The organism is Acinetobacter sp. TR3, from assembly GCF_027105055.1.
Lineage (GTDB): Bacteria > Pseudomonadota > Gammaproteobacteria > Pseudomonadales > Moraxellaceae > Acinetobacter.
This window is the reverse complement of record NZ_CP114264.1, coordinates 1,778,679-1,794,660: the sequence shown is the minus strand read 5'-3', so window position 1 is coordinate 1,794,660 and position 15,982 is coordinate 1,778,679. Positions and strand designations below refer to the sequence as shown.

The 15,982-nt window shown below is 39.3% G+C and carries 14 protein-coding genes; 5 read left to right on the top strand and 9 right to left on the bottom strand.

The genetic code is table 11. From position 1 onward, the window contains the following. Positions 1-4 precede the first annotated feature (4 nt). The 3 genes from O1449_RS08445 to O1449_RS08435 all read left to right on the top strand — a co-directional run bounded on the left by O1449_RS08445 (position 5) and on the right by O1449_RS08435 (position 4,479). Positions 5-2,254, top strand: a complete 2,250-nt coding sequence (locus tag O1449_RS08445; RefSeq protein WP_269238044.1) for a bifunctional prephenate dehydrogenase/3-phosphoshikimate 1-carboxyvinyltransferase — start codon at positions 5-7, stop codon at positions 2,252-2,254. 280 nt (positions 2,255-2,534) lie between these two features. Continuing rightward, on the top strand, positions 2,535-2,918 hold the full coding sequence (locus O1449_RS08440) for a hypothetical protein (protein WP_005215912.1): 384 nt from the start codon (positions 2,535-2,537) through the stop codon (positions 2,916-2,918). Positions 2,919-3,018: 100 nt separating this feature from the next. Further along, on the top strand, positions 3,019-4,479 hold the full coding sequence (locus O1449_RS08435) for an aminoacyl-histidine dipeptidase (protein ID WP_269238043.1): 1,461 nt from the start codon (positions 3,019-3,021) through the stop codon (positions 4,477-4,479). Positions 4,480-4,495: 16 nt separating this feature from the next. Here O1449_RS08435 and O1449_RS08430 read toward each other — a convergent pair whose 3' ends face one another. The 6 genes from O1449_RS08430 to O1449_RS08405 all read right to left on the bottom strand — a co-directional run bounded on the left by O1449_RS08430 (position 4,496) and on the right by O1449_RS08405 (position 9,043). Continuing rightward, complete coding sequence (locus O1449_RS08430) at positions 4,496-5,065, bottom strand: RNA 2'-phosphotransferase (RefSeq protein ID WP_269238042.1); 570 nt, start codon at positions 5,063-5,065, stop codon at positions 4,496-4,498. A 12-nt stretch (positions 5,066-5,077) separates the two neighbouring features. After that, a complete protein-coding gene (gene rtcA / locus O1449_RS08425; protein ID WP_269238041.1) occupies positions 5,078-6,127 on the bottom strand; it encodes an RNA 3'-terminal phosphate cyclase in 1,050 nt (349 codons plus the stop codon). Positions 6,128-6,385: 258 nt separating this feature from the next. Continuing rightward, on the bottom strand, positions 6,386-6,844 hold the full coding sequence (locus O1449_RS08420) for a DIP1984 family protein (RefSeq protein WP_269238040.1): 459 nt from the start codon (positions 6,842-6,844) through the stop codon (positions 6,386-6,388). Positions 6,845-6,856: 12 nt separating this feature from the next. Beyond that, positions 6,857-7,240 carry a DUF7684 family protein gene (locus tag O1449_RS08415; RefSeq protein ID WP_269238039.1) on the bottom strand — a complete coding sequence of 128 codons (384 nt, stop codon included), beginning with the start codon at positions 7,238-7,240 and terminating at the stop codon, positions 6,857-6,859. 2 nt (positions 7,241-7,242) lie between these two features. After that, positions 7,243-8,517 carry an RtcB family protein gene (locus O1449_RS08410; protein WP_269238038.1) on the bottom strand — a complete coding sequence of 425 codons (1,275 nt, stop codon included), beginning with the start codon at positions 8,515-8,517 and terminating at the stop codon, positions 7,243-7,245. Between the two features lie 235 nt (positions 8,518-8,752). After that, positions 8,753-9,043: a hypothetical protein gene (locus O1449_RS08405; protein WP_269238037.1), complete on the bottom strand. Its 291-nt coding sequence runs from the start codon at positions 9,041-9,043 to the stop codon at positions 8,753-8,755. Positions 9,044-9,151: 108 nt separating this feature from the next. On the opposite strand from O1449_RS08405, the gene O1449_RS08400 reads away from it, so the two are divergent. Continuing rightward, positions 9,152-9,445, top strand: a complete 294-nt coding sequence (locus O1449_RS08400) for a hypothetical protein (protein ID WP_269238036.1) — start codon at positions 9,152-9,154, stop codon at positions 9,443-9,445. 916 nt (positions 9,446-10,361) lie between these two features. Here the strand turns inward: O1449_RS08400 and O1449_RS08395 are convergent. Both O1449_RS08395 and O1449_RS08390 read right to left on the bottom strand, forming a co-directional pair. Next, positions 10,362-11,972 (bottom strand): TROVE domain-containing protein, encoded by a 1,611-nt coding sequence (locus O1449_RS08395; RefSeq protein WP_269238035.1) that lies wholly within the window; start codon positions 11,970-11,972, stop codon positions 10,362-10,364. Between the two features lie 253 nt (positions 11,973-12,225). Further along, positions 12,226-13,191, bottom strand: a complete 966-nt coding sequence (locus tag O1449_RS08390) for a ribonuclease Z (protein ID WP_269238034.1) — start codon at positions 13,189-13,191, stop codon at positions 12,226-12,228. A 67-nt stretch (positions 13,192-13,258) separates the two neighbouring features. Here O1449_RS08390 and rtcR point away from each other — a divergent pair, with 67 nt between their 5' ends. Further along, entirely contained in the window at positions 13,259-14,860 is a 1,602-nt protein-coding gene (rtcR, locus tag O1449_RS08385) for an RNA repair transcriptional activator RtcR (protein WP_269238033.1), read from the top strand. Here rtcR and O1449_RS08380 read toward each other — a convergent pair whose 3' ends face one another. Next, entirely contained in the window at positions 14,861-15,931 is a 1,071-nt protein-coding gene (locus O1449_RS08380; RefSeq protein ID WP_269238032.1) for a DUF2157 domain-containing protein, read from the bottom strand. Positions 15,932-15,982: the final 51 nt, after the last annotated feature.

The following is a 15,982-nucleotide window of genomic DNA, read 5'->3' as shown; positions in this document are numbered from 1 at the left end:
TTTTATGTCTCAACCATTATTTAAGAAAGTTGCATTTATTGGGCTTGGGCTGATTGGGTCGAGTCTTGCCCGTGTGATTGTGGTAGAACAACTTGCATCTCAAATTGTGGCTTCAACACGCTCAAAAAAAACATTAGAAGATGCCAAGGCACTCGGTCTTATTCAACACGGTTATGCAACGCCAGAAGAAGCAGTTCAGGATGCTGATTTAATTGTTTTAGCCTTACCTGTTCGTGCAACGCAAAAAGTGCTTGAACAGATCAAGCCTTATCTTGCAGACAATGTCATTATTACCGATGTGGGCAGTACCAAAGGCAATGTGGTTGCAGCTGCAAAAGCAGTATTTGGTGAAAATTTACCAATCGGTTTTGTACCCGGTCATCCGATTGCTGGTGCAGAACATACTGGTGTACATGCGGGTAAAGTTGATTTATTTGCCAATCATAAAGTGATTTTGACACCACTTCCAAGTAGTGCGGATTGGGCGGTTGCAAAGTTGATTCAGCTTTGGTCAGCGGCGAAAGCAGAAGTGATTTGTATGGATGTCACCAAGCATGATGAAGTGCTTGCCCATACCAGTCATTTACCACATTTGATGGCATTTAATTTAGTTGAGCAACTGGCAAATCGTGAAGATAATTTAGATATTTTCCGTTATGCTGCGGGCGGTTTTCGTGACTTCTCGCGTATTGCAGCCAGTGATCCACAGATGTGGCATGATATTTTCTTTGCCAATAAAACTGCAATTCTGAACGCTGTTGATGGCTTTGAACAGCAATTGTCAGTTTTAAAGAAATTGATTGAACAGGAAGACTCGCAAGCATTGATGGGTCTACTTGGACACGCGCAAGCCGCACGCCAACATTTTAATCATATGTTAGCCAAAAAACCTTTGATGGAGAAAAACAAGGTGACACAGCAATTTACCATTTTGCCCGGAAAGAAAACATTTACAGGTAAATTCACCGTACCAGGTGATAAGTCTGTGTCACATCGCTCAATCATGTTTGGTGCGATTGCAGAAGGCACAACCCATGTGACAGGCTTTTTGGAAGGTGAAGATGCACTCGCAACTTTACAGGCTTTCCGTGATATGGGTGTGAGCATCGAAGGGCCTAAGAATGGTGAAGTCACGATTCATGGCGTGGGTATGCAAGGCTTAAAAGCACCAGCGAGCGCCTTGTATATGGGTAACTCTGGTACTAGTATGCGTTTGCTATCAGGTATGTTGTCTGCACAAAAATTTGATTCAGTGATGACGGGTGATGCGTCATTGTCGAAACGTCCAATGGAGCGTATTGCTAAGCCACTTCGTGAAATGGGTGCACAAATCCAAACCACAGGTGAGAAAGGTACGCCCCCAGTGAGTATCACGGGTAGTCAAGCCCTTAAAGGGATTCAATACGATTTACCGATGGCTTCTGCTCAAGTGAAATCAGGCATTTTATTGGCAGGCTTATGGGCTGCTGGTGAAACTTCAGTGACGGAACCTGAACCGACCCGTGATCACACTGAACGTATGCTGCGTGCTTTCGGTTATGATGTGAAAACTGAAGGAAATAAAATCTCACTTGTGGGTGGTGGTAAATTAGTTGGTACAGATATTCAAGTGCCTTCGGATATTTCATCTGCTGCATTCTTTATGGTGGGTGCGGCTATTACAGAAGGTGCAGATGTTGTCCTTGAAGCAGTGGGCATCAACCCAACCCGTACAGGCGTGATCGAAATTCTCAAGCAAATGGGCGCTGATCTGACGGTTGAGAATGAACGTATTGCAGGCGGTGAACCGATTGCAGATATTCATATCAAAGGTTCAAGAACATTGAAGGGCATTCATATGCCTGAAGATCAAGTACCGTTAGCAATTGATGAATTCCCAGCATTATTTATTGCGGCTGCATGTGCAGAAGGTCAAACGGTATTAACGGGTGCGGCTGAGCTGCGTGTCAAAGAGTCTGACCGTATTCAAGTCATGGCTGATGGCTTGAAAATCATGGGCATCGACTGTACCCCAACCGAAGATGGTATTATCATTGAAGGTAAAGGCAAGTCAGGTGACTGGTCGGCAATCTTTGCTGGCGGGGAAATTGAATCTCACCATGACCATCGTATTGCCATGAGTTTTAGTATCGCAGGTTTGCGTACTTCCGGTGAAATTACCATTCATGGTACAGAAACTGTCGCAACTAGTTTTCCAACTTTTACTGAGCTAGCAAACTCAGCAGGTTTAGATTTACAAGTCGTAAATCAGTAAACGAATCGAAAAATGCAGTATTTAGAATAGCTAAATGCTGCATTTTTTATTTGTTTATACATAAAAATAAGTTGTTAGGTGCAAATATAAAACTTATAAATAATGAAAATGATGAGTTTGGCCATGTACATATCTAATTAGGTCTAAATTTATCAATTTAGTAAAATAAGTAAGACAATCGGCTAATCAATTAAAGACAATTGTATATATAATCATTCTTACCGTACGAGTCGGTTTTATGCTGCGATCCAGCTAAAAACATAAAAATAGAGGGAATACCATGAAAACATTGCAATTTATAGCAGATTGCCCTAAACATGGGGTAATTGATCATCCACCAAATGAATGCTATATCACGCAAGAATATGTTGCAGCGCTACTCTATAAACAATTAGAACATTATGGTTTTGATGCAGAACATATTCGTCATGAGCATGAAAAAATTGAAGTACGCATCGATAATCATCAACTACCTCTGTCAATCTTATGCTCTCAACAAGAAACAGAAGGTCATATTCTCTGTGAAATCTCTGCCAATCCACAGCAAGAACAAGCTTGGTTTGAACGAATAGAAACGCAAAGTATTATCCGACAGTTGGCTCAAGCCGTAGAAAATAGCTTAAAAGCAGAGCATAGCTTTTCTCAATTTGTATGGAAAAGCTAAGACGATTTAGCCAATAAATCTTAAATAAAGTGATTTAAGCATCGCCATTTAGGCGTATGGTGTATATTTGTTTAAACACCTTATTTGAGAGTATTGGTACATGATACAGGTCGATTTTTCTAAATTATCTCCACAAGTAGTTTGGTGGCATTTTGAGACCTTATGTACAATTCCTCGACCATCTAAACATGAACAACGGTTAAGACAGCATTTAAAAGATTGGGCAGAACAGCGCAATTTGGAAACCTATGTCGATGAGATTGGTAACCTAATTATTCGAAAAGCGGCAACTAAGGGTAAAGAACAAGTCGCAGGTGTGATTTTGCAAGGTCATCTGGATATGGTGACACAAGCCAATCGTGGTACCCAGCATGATTTTTTTAAAGACCCAATTCAACCAGTCTTAAAAGACGGCTGGTTGATTGCTGAAAATACCACCTTGGGTGCAGATAATGGGATTGGCGTTGCACTTGCACTGGCGGTATTAGAATCCAGTGATATCGAGCATGGGCCGATCGAAGTTCTGCTAACCATTGATGAAGAAGCAGGAATGAGTGGTGCTCGTTTGCTCGAGTCAGGCGTGTTAACTGGACAGTGGCTTTTCAATATTGATACCGAAGAATGGGGTGAGCTGTATCTTGGCTGTGCAGGCAGTATTGACCTAGAAGTGGGACAGTCACTTGAATATGAAATAGCACCAAGTGATTTAATCTTTGTAGATTTACAGGTATCAGGCTTGAAAGGTGGTCATTCAGGTGTTGATATTCATTTAGGTCGTGGCAATGCCAATGTCATTCTAGCTAATTTCCTCAATGATTATTTGACACAATCCAATGGTCGACTGGTTGAATTTGTCGGTGGAACAGCGCGTAATGCTATCCCGCGTGAAGCAGTGGCGACGATTGCAATTGAAACTGAACAACTGGCTGACTTAGAACAAGCAGTTGCAGCAATACAAGCTGAATGGCAGCAGAAACTGCAAGGTATTGATGACCAGCTACAGATCAGCGTACAGCAAAATGCCAACCAGATTAATGAAGTGGTTGCGCTGCATCAACAACAAGCTTGGTTAAAAGCATTGACAACATGTCCTTATGGTATTGCACAATGGAGTAGTACTTTACCCGATGTGGTTGAAACCTCGAATAATATTGGTGTAGTCAAACTCACTAAAGAAGAAGCAAAAACCTTGATCATGGTTCGTTCGATGGTAAATCAGCAGGCGTTAGCCTTTGCACAGAATATTCAACAGCACTTTGCCAGTTTTGAGATTCAATCCGAATTAACGCCGTTAGTGTCGGGCTGGACACCAAATCCCGATTCGGCTGCATTGAAATGTTTGCAACAGGCTTATCAATCTGCATTTGAGATTGAACCCAATCTAAAAGTCATTCATGCAGGTTTGGAGTGTGGCATTATTGCGGAACATTATCCTGATTTGCAGATGGTGTCGTTTGGCCCTGATATTCAAGGGGCGCATGCACCAGGTGAGCGAGTTAAAGTAGATACTGTAGATAAATGCTGGAAGTTACTGGTGACTGCATTGGAAAGTGTGAAATAACGAATTAATCCTGAGATCAGACCAATGATCCTGTCTTGGTCTGATCAATCAGTGATAAATATTGAGTTGGTACATGTGTTATGAGCCATACACCATTTTCTGCTTGATGAAACGTAAAGCCGTCTTTATACATTTGTACCGTGTCGATCAGGAATAAAATGGGCTTTCCATAACGTTGACCTACATTGAGTGCCGTTTCTTTATTTTCACTTAGATGCACATAGTGACGCTGTCCTGCAATTAGGCCTTGCGTCTGAATTGAATCTATAAATCGACTCGCTGTGCCATGATATAAATATTGTGGTGGTTTTAGTGCAATCATCTCTCTTTGTACTGTAGGGGTTGAATGACCTTGTACTGCACGAATATTTAAACCATCGTCTGAAATTTGAAAGCGCTTCTTGTCACATTGCGCCACAATCGTTCTAATTAATTCATCATCCAAAAATGTATTGTGTTGCTGTGCTGCTTCAATGAGTTCATCAATCTTTGCCCAACCCTCTTGATCGAGTTGAAGCCCGATTTGCTCAGGTTTATGTCTTAGGATTAAACTTAAAAATTTACTGATTTGTGTATGTGTTTTCATTTCTAATCTTCATTATTTAACGTGTACATTGACCTGAAATAGCGTTTTATCCAACTCGATAAACTCAATATTACAATCAATAAATTTTTCAATCATCGCTGCTTGGGTGCGAGTATGTTCACTGATGCATTGAGCAGTAAAACGACCGCCTTGACCTAATGCTAAAGGTAACAAGAGTTGATCTGCTAAATACTCATCAACGGCTGCTTTTGAGTTTAGATAATATTTGACGTCTTCAGCTAAACTGTTTGCAATTTGTTCTGCACTTTTACGCATTTCACCTAAGGCTGTAAACAGTTGGGTGTGATGCTGATGTTCAACTTTGACATAAACGGTATTGCCTTGGCTGATTCCCTTTAAATGAAAGTGCTGCTGAGAATTGAGGGCTAATCTTTTATTTAAAGTCGCTAATTCTCGTTCTGCGATTTGCGCTTCTTCTGAAAGATTCAATACCGCTGCAAAAGCCTCAGTACTTTGTAAAGCGCCACGATCTAATAGATTTAACTTGTTTCGATGTAGCCATGGCTGAATCTTGATTTGAATTTCTCCCGCGCCAATTGGAAAGAAACCTGCTTTGTTTAATGTGAAATCGACACCAATTCCTAGCTTTTTTAGGCAAGGCAAAAAGCAATGCTCAATAAAATCCGCCGTTGGCGCAAGTGGATTATGTGTACCACCAGAGATGGTGAGTTCACTGGCTTCATTTTGTAATAGTAAAGCAGGCAGTAATGTTTGCAAAACGAGAGTTGTGCTTCCTGCCGAACCGATTTGAAATTGGTATTTTCCACTTTGTACATGTTGTGGCGCAAAGTACAAACGTTGGCTATGTAGTTCAGCACCTTCAATATAAGCTTGGCTGATCTGTTGAGATGCCTGTACACAGACCAAATGCTGACGCATCAGACCTGATTTTTTACGTCCAGCCCGAATATTAATTAGTTCAAACGCTTGACCTGTAATCATTGAAAGGGCAAGGGTGGTTCTTAAAATCTGTCCGCCACCTTCACCTTGTGAACCATCAATTTGAATGGTTGCTGGCATATTTGCCAAAGCTTTATTCACGTCTATTTTCCTTGTTTTCTAATTTAATGAACATACTGTCAGTACATGGTAATGCGAAGTAACGCGTGACTTTGCTTTTGGCAAAGGTTTGCTAGGTACATGGTGCTGAGCCTAATCAGTGAAGATTGATGCACGGCTCACATGCTGCCATAGCCGCCTGAATTATTTTCAATCCCTCAGATCGGAGTAAAGCGGGATCTTGTACTCGCCCAGTATGTTCAAACTGGTATTGTGAAATAAATCCACAAAATCTGTTGTCTATTCAACTAAATCAATCTGCCAATTGACAGCTTGAATTTTGATATTTAAGTCACGCAATTTTGCACTGATATCATCCGCCTGTTTTTGCAAGCTAGAAACGGGGATGACTTTCTGCCATTTGATCTCACGTGAGCTATAACGATCAGGCTCACGATGGGTATTGGCAATCGCATCAACGAGAATCTTATGTCGTTCAGCATAACTATCACGCAAGCTTAATAGGGACAGCAGAATTTTTCCATCCTCTAAGTTTGCTTGCGCATTGGTCAAATGAATACGACAAATCAATTGATTGCTTTCTTGGGTTAAAGCAAATACTTGTTTGATCAATTCATTTGGATCTTCACTCGGTTCATCACCATCTTGTACCAATACATTGGCATTGATCCGTTGTTTTAATGAAGCGAGCTTTTTTTGTTGATCGCTTCGAAGTAAAAGTGCTTCTGCAAGTTTCATTCTTTTTACCTTTTATTCAATCTGTACAATGACTAATTTTGAAATACTTTCCAATTGCATACCAATTTTTGCAAATTCAATAACTTCATCTAAACTTTCATTCTCATGCCAAGTGGTCATAAAACAAGTATCAATTGGCGGTTCATTGTTATAAAAAGCCACATAAGTCTCGTCTAAAACATCGTCCCAAATGGAACATTCATGTCCTGTAACCATTGCTTGAATACATAGTCTTGAATGGACAATCTGTTCACACAGCTGATTACGCCATTCAGGTAAAACCGGATTAGTATTCACAACTAAGATGATGTAATAGGATTGTTCAGGTAGAACTAGATCAGTTCTTTCATTCAACCTAATTTTATAGGTTTCAATATCTAAACAATTCTTTTCCATGATTATCCCTTCACACAAACCACTTGTCGTAAGGTATACACCACTTCAACCAAATCTTTTTGTGCATTCATTACATCTTCAATCGGTTTATATGCCGATGGGATTTCATCAATCACAGCAGCATCTTTACGGCATTCCACACCTTCAGTCTGCGCAATTTGATCTTCTACGGTAAAGCGACGTTTTGCTTCCGCACGGCTCATCACACGACCTGCGCCATGCGAACATGAGCAGAACGACTCTTGATTTCCAAGCCCGCGAACGATGAAAGATTTAGCACCCATTGAACCAGGAATAATTCCATATTGTCCAAGTTTGGCACTTACAGCACCTTTACGTGTTACCATGACTTCTTCGCCGTAGTGTTGTTCCTTTTCCACGTAATTATGGTGGCAATTCACCGCTTCCAATTTGGCATTAAACGGCTTTGGAATAATGGTTGCTAAAGCTTTAATTGCTGATTGCATCATGATTTCACGGTTTTTCATGGCAAAACGTTGTGCCCAACCGACAGCAAACCAATAATCATCAAAATGTTCAGTTCCTTCAACTAAATATGCCAAATCTTTGTTGGGTAAATTAATAAAGTGCTTTTGCATATCTTTACGCGCCAGCTCAATAAAATGATTACCGATGGCATTACCAACACCGCGTGAACCTGAGTGCAACATAATCCAAACGTGATCATGTTCATCCAAACAGATTTCGACAAAGTGATTTCCTGTTCCTAAAGTTCCCAGTTGCTTGCGATTGTTGGTATTTTTTAGGCGAGGGTGCTTAGCGCAAATTAACTCAAAATCTGCAACTAAATCAGCCCATGCTTGATCGACCATTTCAGGTGGTGTTTCCCAAGAACCTTGATCACGGCGACCACGTGTTTTAGTCATACCATGTGGAATCAAACGTTCAAGCTCGGTTCTTAATCCATGTAAATTATCAGGTAAATCTGAAGCCGTTAGACTGGTGCGAGTTGCCATCATTCCACAACCAATATCGACACCCACAGCCGCAGGAATAATCGCACTTTTGGTTGGAATCACACTTCCAATGGTTGCACCTAAGCCAAAGTGTACGTCTGGCATCACTGCCATCCATTTATAGATAAATGGCATTTGTGCTGTTTGTAATAGTTGTTGTTTTGAGTTGTCATCAACAATTACGCCATTTGTCCACATTTTTACAGGCATGCTTTTTTCGTTCTGTAAAACTTGATAGGCACGTTTTTGTTGCTCTTGTTCAATTTGAGCTTGTTGCTTAACTGCTTCAATAACTGACATTTTCACTTTCCTTTCAAAGCCTGCCTACCAAGCGGTTGCAGACAGGTGATATACACAAGATCCCAATGATGTTGTATATATACTATTGCAGTGAGTGTGCCAACTTGTTGGTAACAGATGAAATTAATTTTAAGATATTGATATTTATTTATATATTTAATTTCAATATTTTTTGAAATGGAATTTTATAAGAGGTTGGATATAAAAATATATATTTTTATATCCTAAATTATATTTAATAGCCCATCGCATTTTTACCTGTTCGAGCGAATTGTTGCTTTTTTTTAATTTTTAACCATAAAGTATGTTGAGGATGTTCATGGTAACAATAATACAATGCTCGGTTTCTTTGACTAAGGTTGAGTTTCATCTTTTTTCGCTTACGCTTTAATACTGAGTGCTTTTCAAAATAGCCATATCGTTTTTTGTACCAACGAGTGGCTTCAAGATAGTAATGTTTTTGATTGAGCAAGTGTAAGGCTTGATCAATGTCTTGATCGTCTTGAAGATAGACTGTAATGGACATATTTTGCGTTTTAAAGACTGACACCTGTCTTTTATTAAGAGTAAGGATATGTCTTTGTATAAAGGCATGTTATAAACATAACAAAAGACAAATAAATTGCCAAGCCTCATGGATATTCTTCGTTATTTACTCACGATTCTTTTATTTATTACTGGGGTGTTATGCCTTATACGTTTTTTAGTAGATGGTTTTAACTTTGTATTTCTAGCAGTAAGTTTGGTCTGTTTTCTGCTTGCTTATTGGGTAAAACCAAAACGAGAAAACCATGATCGTAGAAATGATACGTGGGACTGGGTGGATGTGATCGATATTACGGTTGAAGTTGTTTATTGGATCGTTACTTTACCATTTCGGTTATTGCGAGGAATATTCGACTCTTCATCTCCAGATATTATTCCATAAATAATAAATTAATCTCAATCAACAAGTTGGGTAAACACTTTTTTCCTTAACTGCCATATCCATAAATAGATATACAGCTACGCATGATTTTGCTATGTAGTGCTTATTGCATTTGATTGAGATTAAAAGTAATCATCACAACAAAAATGATGAGACTTTTCCTAAAAAGGAATAGGGATTTGAACCCCGTGCTTACGCATTCACCATGTAGTCCCATTGGCATTTGTGATGATGCGACATAAACAAAAAAATTAAAGATTTGAGACCATTGCCTTAATTAGACGACTGTACTTGCATACAGGTGAGAGTGGCTACTCACATTAATGGTAGGAATGTAGTCCTTAATGCATTTTATGCCGTACCAAAAAAATAGACCAACAAAGAGTATTAAGACAATCATTTCAGTGCGTTTTCCTTTCCGCCATTGATTGAAGTCAATCAAGATGGAGTCGAACCATCAAGTCATTACTGACGCTGAAGCCTTTTATGTAGTCCTAACAGCATTTGGTCTGTGACCAGTAAACAAAAATGATAAGACCTTTTATACATGGCTCTATCCAATTGAGCTACAAACTGATTTGCATCAATTTGAAGGGACTTGAACCCTCAACAAATGTAGTCCTATTGGCATTTTACTGGCTATGACTATCACAACAAGTCAGTGATTAGATTTTTTTGAACTAGGGTATTCGCCCTATGCAATGTAATCCAATCAGCATTTGTGATAATCATAAATCTGCACAACAAAGGTGTGAAACATCGAGTCAGCTTGTGCTGAGCTATCGTGGAAGGATAGTGATGTAGTTCCATCTGCATTTGTGCAGTTTTATTGTATGGCAACAAAGTGAAATTAGAAACATGACATTTAAAAGATGTAGTTCCTAAAGCATTTGCCACACTTTACTGACCTGACGAATCAAGTCGGTAATTCGATTTTTTCAATTTCATTAACCCAGTGATCGCTGTGCATCTTACCTTGTGCAAACAGATCTATTAAACGAAAGACTTCATCGCTAAACCCACCAATATTAATGGTATCAGTTCGTTCAGGGACTTGTGTATGTGTATATGGTTGTAAATCTACGCAGACCAATTTTGCATGAGGGCAGCGTTTTTTTAAAATATCCCATTCATATAACATGCCTGTTTTGTGTTGTGTGCGTAATTGGTCAGCCCAAGATTCATTGTCTGAAAAATAAATCATCAAATCGACAGCTGTCTGATCTCGATTAAGTCGCTTTAATGGAATGCTGCAATTCGTTCCACCACCACCAAGTGCAGCAAATTGTTTGGCAACCTCAAAAATAGAGCGTGTTTTGTTGCCAGAGAAAACCTGTTTTAATCGACCTAATAGGTTTACATCCGATTCATGTTGCACGATGTTGAGTGAATGCAATTGCGTATCAAACGGCATAATTTCAATCTCAGGATTGACCTGCTTTAAAGCACAAGCAAATAATGATGCGACATCTACGCAACGCAATTTTGAAGTTGCACCTTTACGATAACCCGTCACTGGGCTTGCCATTGAGCCCGATACATCCACGGCAACCACCACACGACCTGTTAAACGAGGCACATTTTCTAAAGCAGCTTGCATCACTTGTTCTAATGCTTGTCGTACAATTTGAGGTACTGCATCATCTAAAGCTGCCCAAGTTGCCATCAATTGATAAGGCAAGACTCGACTTTTACGGATCATGTCCTGATCTTGTAATTTGTTTGCAATGACATTGTCCATGCCTTCAATCTGAAATACGCCGTGTCGGGCAAAAGTATTCAAGTTCATTCTGAGCATTTGCCAGCCACCATTTTTAGCAATCTCTGCCCATTGTTGTGCTGAAAGTGATAAATTGGTCAGCAACTGCATTGGTAAATCAGGTGCATCCTGGGTTAAACCTTGACGGAATTTTTCCAATGCCTGAACTTTGGTAGGTAATTGCTCAAGCTCATATTTTTTACCCAAGATATAGGCAAAGAAAGCATCTTGGTTTGAATCTTTAGGCTTTGGATGGGTCATTTTTAACACATCTGCCAAAGAGGGTTGATTACCAATGTTGGCAGAAAGCAACTGATTGTCGCTGGCATTAATTAACCATTGATTGATCATTTTCTTTGGTAAGCTACCTAAAGATTTGCGTTGTATCGCACCTGAACGCATGATTTGTACAAAGTTACGCAACTGTTTGCCATTATCAATTACCAATGGGAATACAGCTTTAAATAAGTTTTGCTCAAGTTGCGATAAAATTGCCAACAGTAAGACAGGCATATCTTTCATGTGATTGTTTTTACGGGTATAGACTGCCGTTTTAGCAATAAAAGTTGCATCTATATTTTGTGTAAGTGCTAAGACTTGTTCAAGTTGTGCTTGCGCATTTTGGTAAAAGGTATGATTCAGCGTGCCTGTAGCTGCAAGTTGTGCCAAAGCTTGACGATGATCTAATTGAAAAGCACGTCCACCAGCTTGATTGCTGATTAATTTGTTTTTGGTTGCCTGAGAGGCAAAAAATGTCTGGTTTGCCATGACGCATCCTCCATATATTTTAAATTGTTTTATCTTGGTTGTGTTATTGCATAGGGTGTGCCAATTCTCTTGTTTTAAATTTATTTTATTTTTAAGTAATTGATATTTATAATAAATAAAATAATAAATATTTTTTATGAGAAAATGCGAATAGATTTTTATGAATAAAACCTATCTAAATAGATATGAAAGTATTAAAAAAGATATGTGATCTATATGTAGTTTTCATTGATAGATCACATAGGAGGAAAAACTATGATGATGCAACGATTTTTAAAAGTTGACCTGTTTCATTTAAGCTAAATTGATCAAAATCATCGGCTAAATAGAAATTGCCTTGATAAAATTCACGAACTTCCTCAGCAATCGCTTGTTGTCCAATATTATCCTGATGACGAGGGCTAAAATGAGTCAGGATGAGATTGCTTAAATTCTGCTGTTGCGCAAATTTAGCCACCATTTTAGCGGAACTATGCATTGGGCCTTTACCCACTTTATCCAAAATCACTTGGGTATACGTTGATTCATGAATCAGAAGTTGAGCATCTTTACAGGCATCAGCTAATAATTCAGGCTGATCATTATCACCACCAACAATGGCATGCATGCGCTGCGTTTGTATTTGAATAAAATCACTTGCTTTCAACGGTTTTTCATTGAATTGAATATCTTTGCCTTGTTGTAAATCACCCCAAGCCTTGCCTTTTGGTACGCCGAGTTGAATTAAAGCCTGTGTATCTAATTTCTTTTGGGTGTATTGCGCAATAATACTAAAGGCAAAACTCGGTACTCGATGACTGAGTAGGTGGGCTTGAATCGAAAGCTCATCAGTCAACTGTTGTATTTGAGTGGCTTCATTCACATCAATGAATTTCAGTGGATAGGGTAAATGCAGATCCGTCAGTTGTGCAGTTATTTCAATCCATTGTTGAATTTGCTTGGGTGCAATAATGGTTAAGGGCGCAGTTCGTGCATTCATGCCTGCGCTTGCCAATAAACCGACGAGCCCATAACAATGATCACCATGAACATGAGTAATGCAGATGGCAACTAAGCTTTGTAATGAAAGTTTGGCCTGTTGAATCCGATGTTGAGTGCCTTCACCAGCATCGACCAATATCCAATCTTTATTCTTGCTGTTACGGATTGCTAATCCCGAAACATTCCGAGTCAATGTGGGCACACCAGAAGATGTGCCTAAAAAAGTAAAATGAAGCATATTGTTGGAATTTTTCACTGAAATGCGTATTGTATATTATAGGCATTTATAAAATATTATAGAAATCATGGCGAATGCAAAAAAAACTGTCGTTATTGGCTTTGTGGGTTCTACCTTAGATCAAGGAAAACGTCCTGAACGTTGGCAGCGTTGGCGTCCAACGCTGAGTCTACTCATGCATGAAGACTTTATCGTGGATGAGCTGGTTTTATTGCATGATCGACAGCACCGTAATTTGGTCGATTTTATTCGAGAAGATGCAGTCGAAGTTTCTCCTCAAACCACAGTTTCAGGATATAAAATTAGTATTCGTGACCCTTGGGATTTTGCTGAGGTATATGGCGCACTTTATGATTTTGTAAAAACCTACTCCTTTGATACTGCGAAAAATAATTATCTTCTGCATATTACGACGGGAACGCATGTTGCCCAAATTTGTTGGTATCTGTTGGTCGATGCGAATTATTTACCTGCCAAGCTGCTTCAAAGTGCCCCGAATCAACAAAAAACACCACAGGGCGAATATCGAGTTATTGATTTGGATTTATCTCGATATGATGTTTTAAAACAACGTTTTGAGGATGAGCAGCAACAAAACTGGCAACAACTTAAAGCCAATATTTCAACTTATAATCATGATTTTAATCAGTTGATTACTGAAGTTGAAATGGTTGCAACACGCTCTAGTGCGCCGATTTTGATTATGGGAGCAACTGGGGTTGGAAAATCGCATTTAGCTAAACAAATTTTTCAGTTAAAGAAAGATAAATTTCATTTGAGTGGACGTTTTATTGATGTGAATTGCGCAACTTTGCGTGGTGATAGTGCTATGTCGAGCTTATTTGGTCATATCAAAGGTGCATTTACAGGCGCAGCGGCTTCTCGTACAGGTTTATTAAAAAGTGCAGATCAGGGCATTTTATTTTTGGATGAGATTGGCGAGCTTGGGCTAGATGAGCAAGCGATGTTGCTGAAAGCACTCGAAGATAAATCTTTCTTCCCAGTTGGGAGTGATAAGGAAGTACAGGCTGATTTTCAGTTGATTGCAGGAACGAATCGAGATTTAAGAGTTGAAGTGCAAGCAGGGCGTTTCCGTGAGGATTTATGGGCGCGTTTGAATACATGGACATTCTTTTTACCCAATCTTAAAGATCGAATAGAAGATATTGCCCCGAATATTGAATTTGAGTTGCAATGTTTTGCTGTAAATCATCAGCGTCAATTACGGTTTCAACGTGATGCACTTGATACATATTTGAAATTTGCCAAGTCTAAAGAGGCATCATGGCAGGGGAACTTCCGTGATTTAACCGCTAGTGTGACGCGGTTAGCGACATTATCCAGTGGTGAGTTGATTCGTTCGGAAACGGTAGAAAAAGAGATTCAGCGTTTAAAACAGTTGTGGTCGATTCAAGCCAAACAAAATCATTCTAAAGATGTAGATATTCTCCTTAAATATTTAGATCAAACACGGTTGAGTGAGATTGATGAGTTTGATCAGATTCAGCTGCGTGGCGTACTCCAAGTTTGTGAAAATGCCAAGTCGATGGCTGATGCTGGACGTCAGCTATTTGCTGCTTCACGCCAGCAACGGAACACCACAAATGACAGCGACCGAGTCAAAAAGTATTTGGCTCGGTTTGGCTTGAGTTGGAGTGATTTTCAGTAATTATTCAACGGGATGATCTTTCTTTATTTGTGATTGAGCTGGTAGAAACTCTAAATTCCAAAGTTTTTCGGCGTGTCGGCCAATCCACCAGAAAGATGCAGCGAGCAAGATAAAGAAAATAGCTTTGTGCATGCTATTCCAAAAGAACTCAAAATACTTGGTGTAGAGATTAATAAATAAGAAGGTGATACCAAAACCACGTGATGTAGCATCATCATGTTTTAAACCATAGACAATTGCAATGATAGAAATAAATGCGAAAAGCACACCCCAATGCAAGAGTTCATATTGTTTAACGTTATACCAGCTATTCAAATCACCATAATTGCCAAAGATTGAGAGAATCCATAGGGCAATAAATAGATAAAGCAGTCCCATGACATAAGTTGAATGGGTGAAGTCTCTAAAATGCGCGTAGCGTTTAAACAGCAAGCTTAAACCAATCAATACGCCGCCAAAAAAGACAAAACGTAAAGGGAAGTTCATGCCTAGGTAATAGGCCCCCCAACCCGATATATAGCCAGTTTCCGTCCCAAACCATGTCCCGAGTGAAAGTAAGGAAAATATCCAGATCAGTTTTGAAGGGAACCAGAAGGCAAGTGCTGCATAAATAATGGTAGAGAGCAGGAATAACAAAGAGAAATGACCGCTACCAGTATCAATCACTTGACCGAAATAAGCGACGGATGCTGCTGTAGAAAGCACGCCTGCAAAAATAATCGCTTCATTGCTAAATTGATGTAAGGGTTTGGTTTTACGTCGACGATAGGCAAAGCCATAAAAAGCTAGAGCAACAGCAGCGAAAAACAGACAAGGAATGATTTTGGAATCTATAAAGATTTTTTCAATCAACCTCATCAAGTAATCATCAAGTGTGATAGCGGCTATTGCGATCACTGTACAAATCATTGATATCCAAAATGAATATTTTGCGAGTCTTTCCCAGTCAAAAGGCCGAATTGAAAAACTCTGATTTAATTCATTGGCAACATCAGGCGTAATCGTGCCTTGTTGGTGCCAATGCTCAATGGTTTGCTTTAAAAAAAGTCCCTGTTTTTTATTTAATTTCATTATTAAAGAACCTAATGTCTGTACATCTATATTGATATAACAGACATTGGA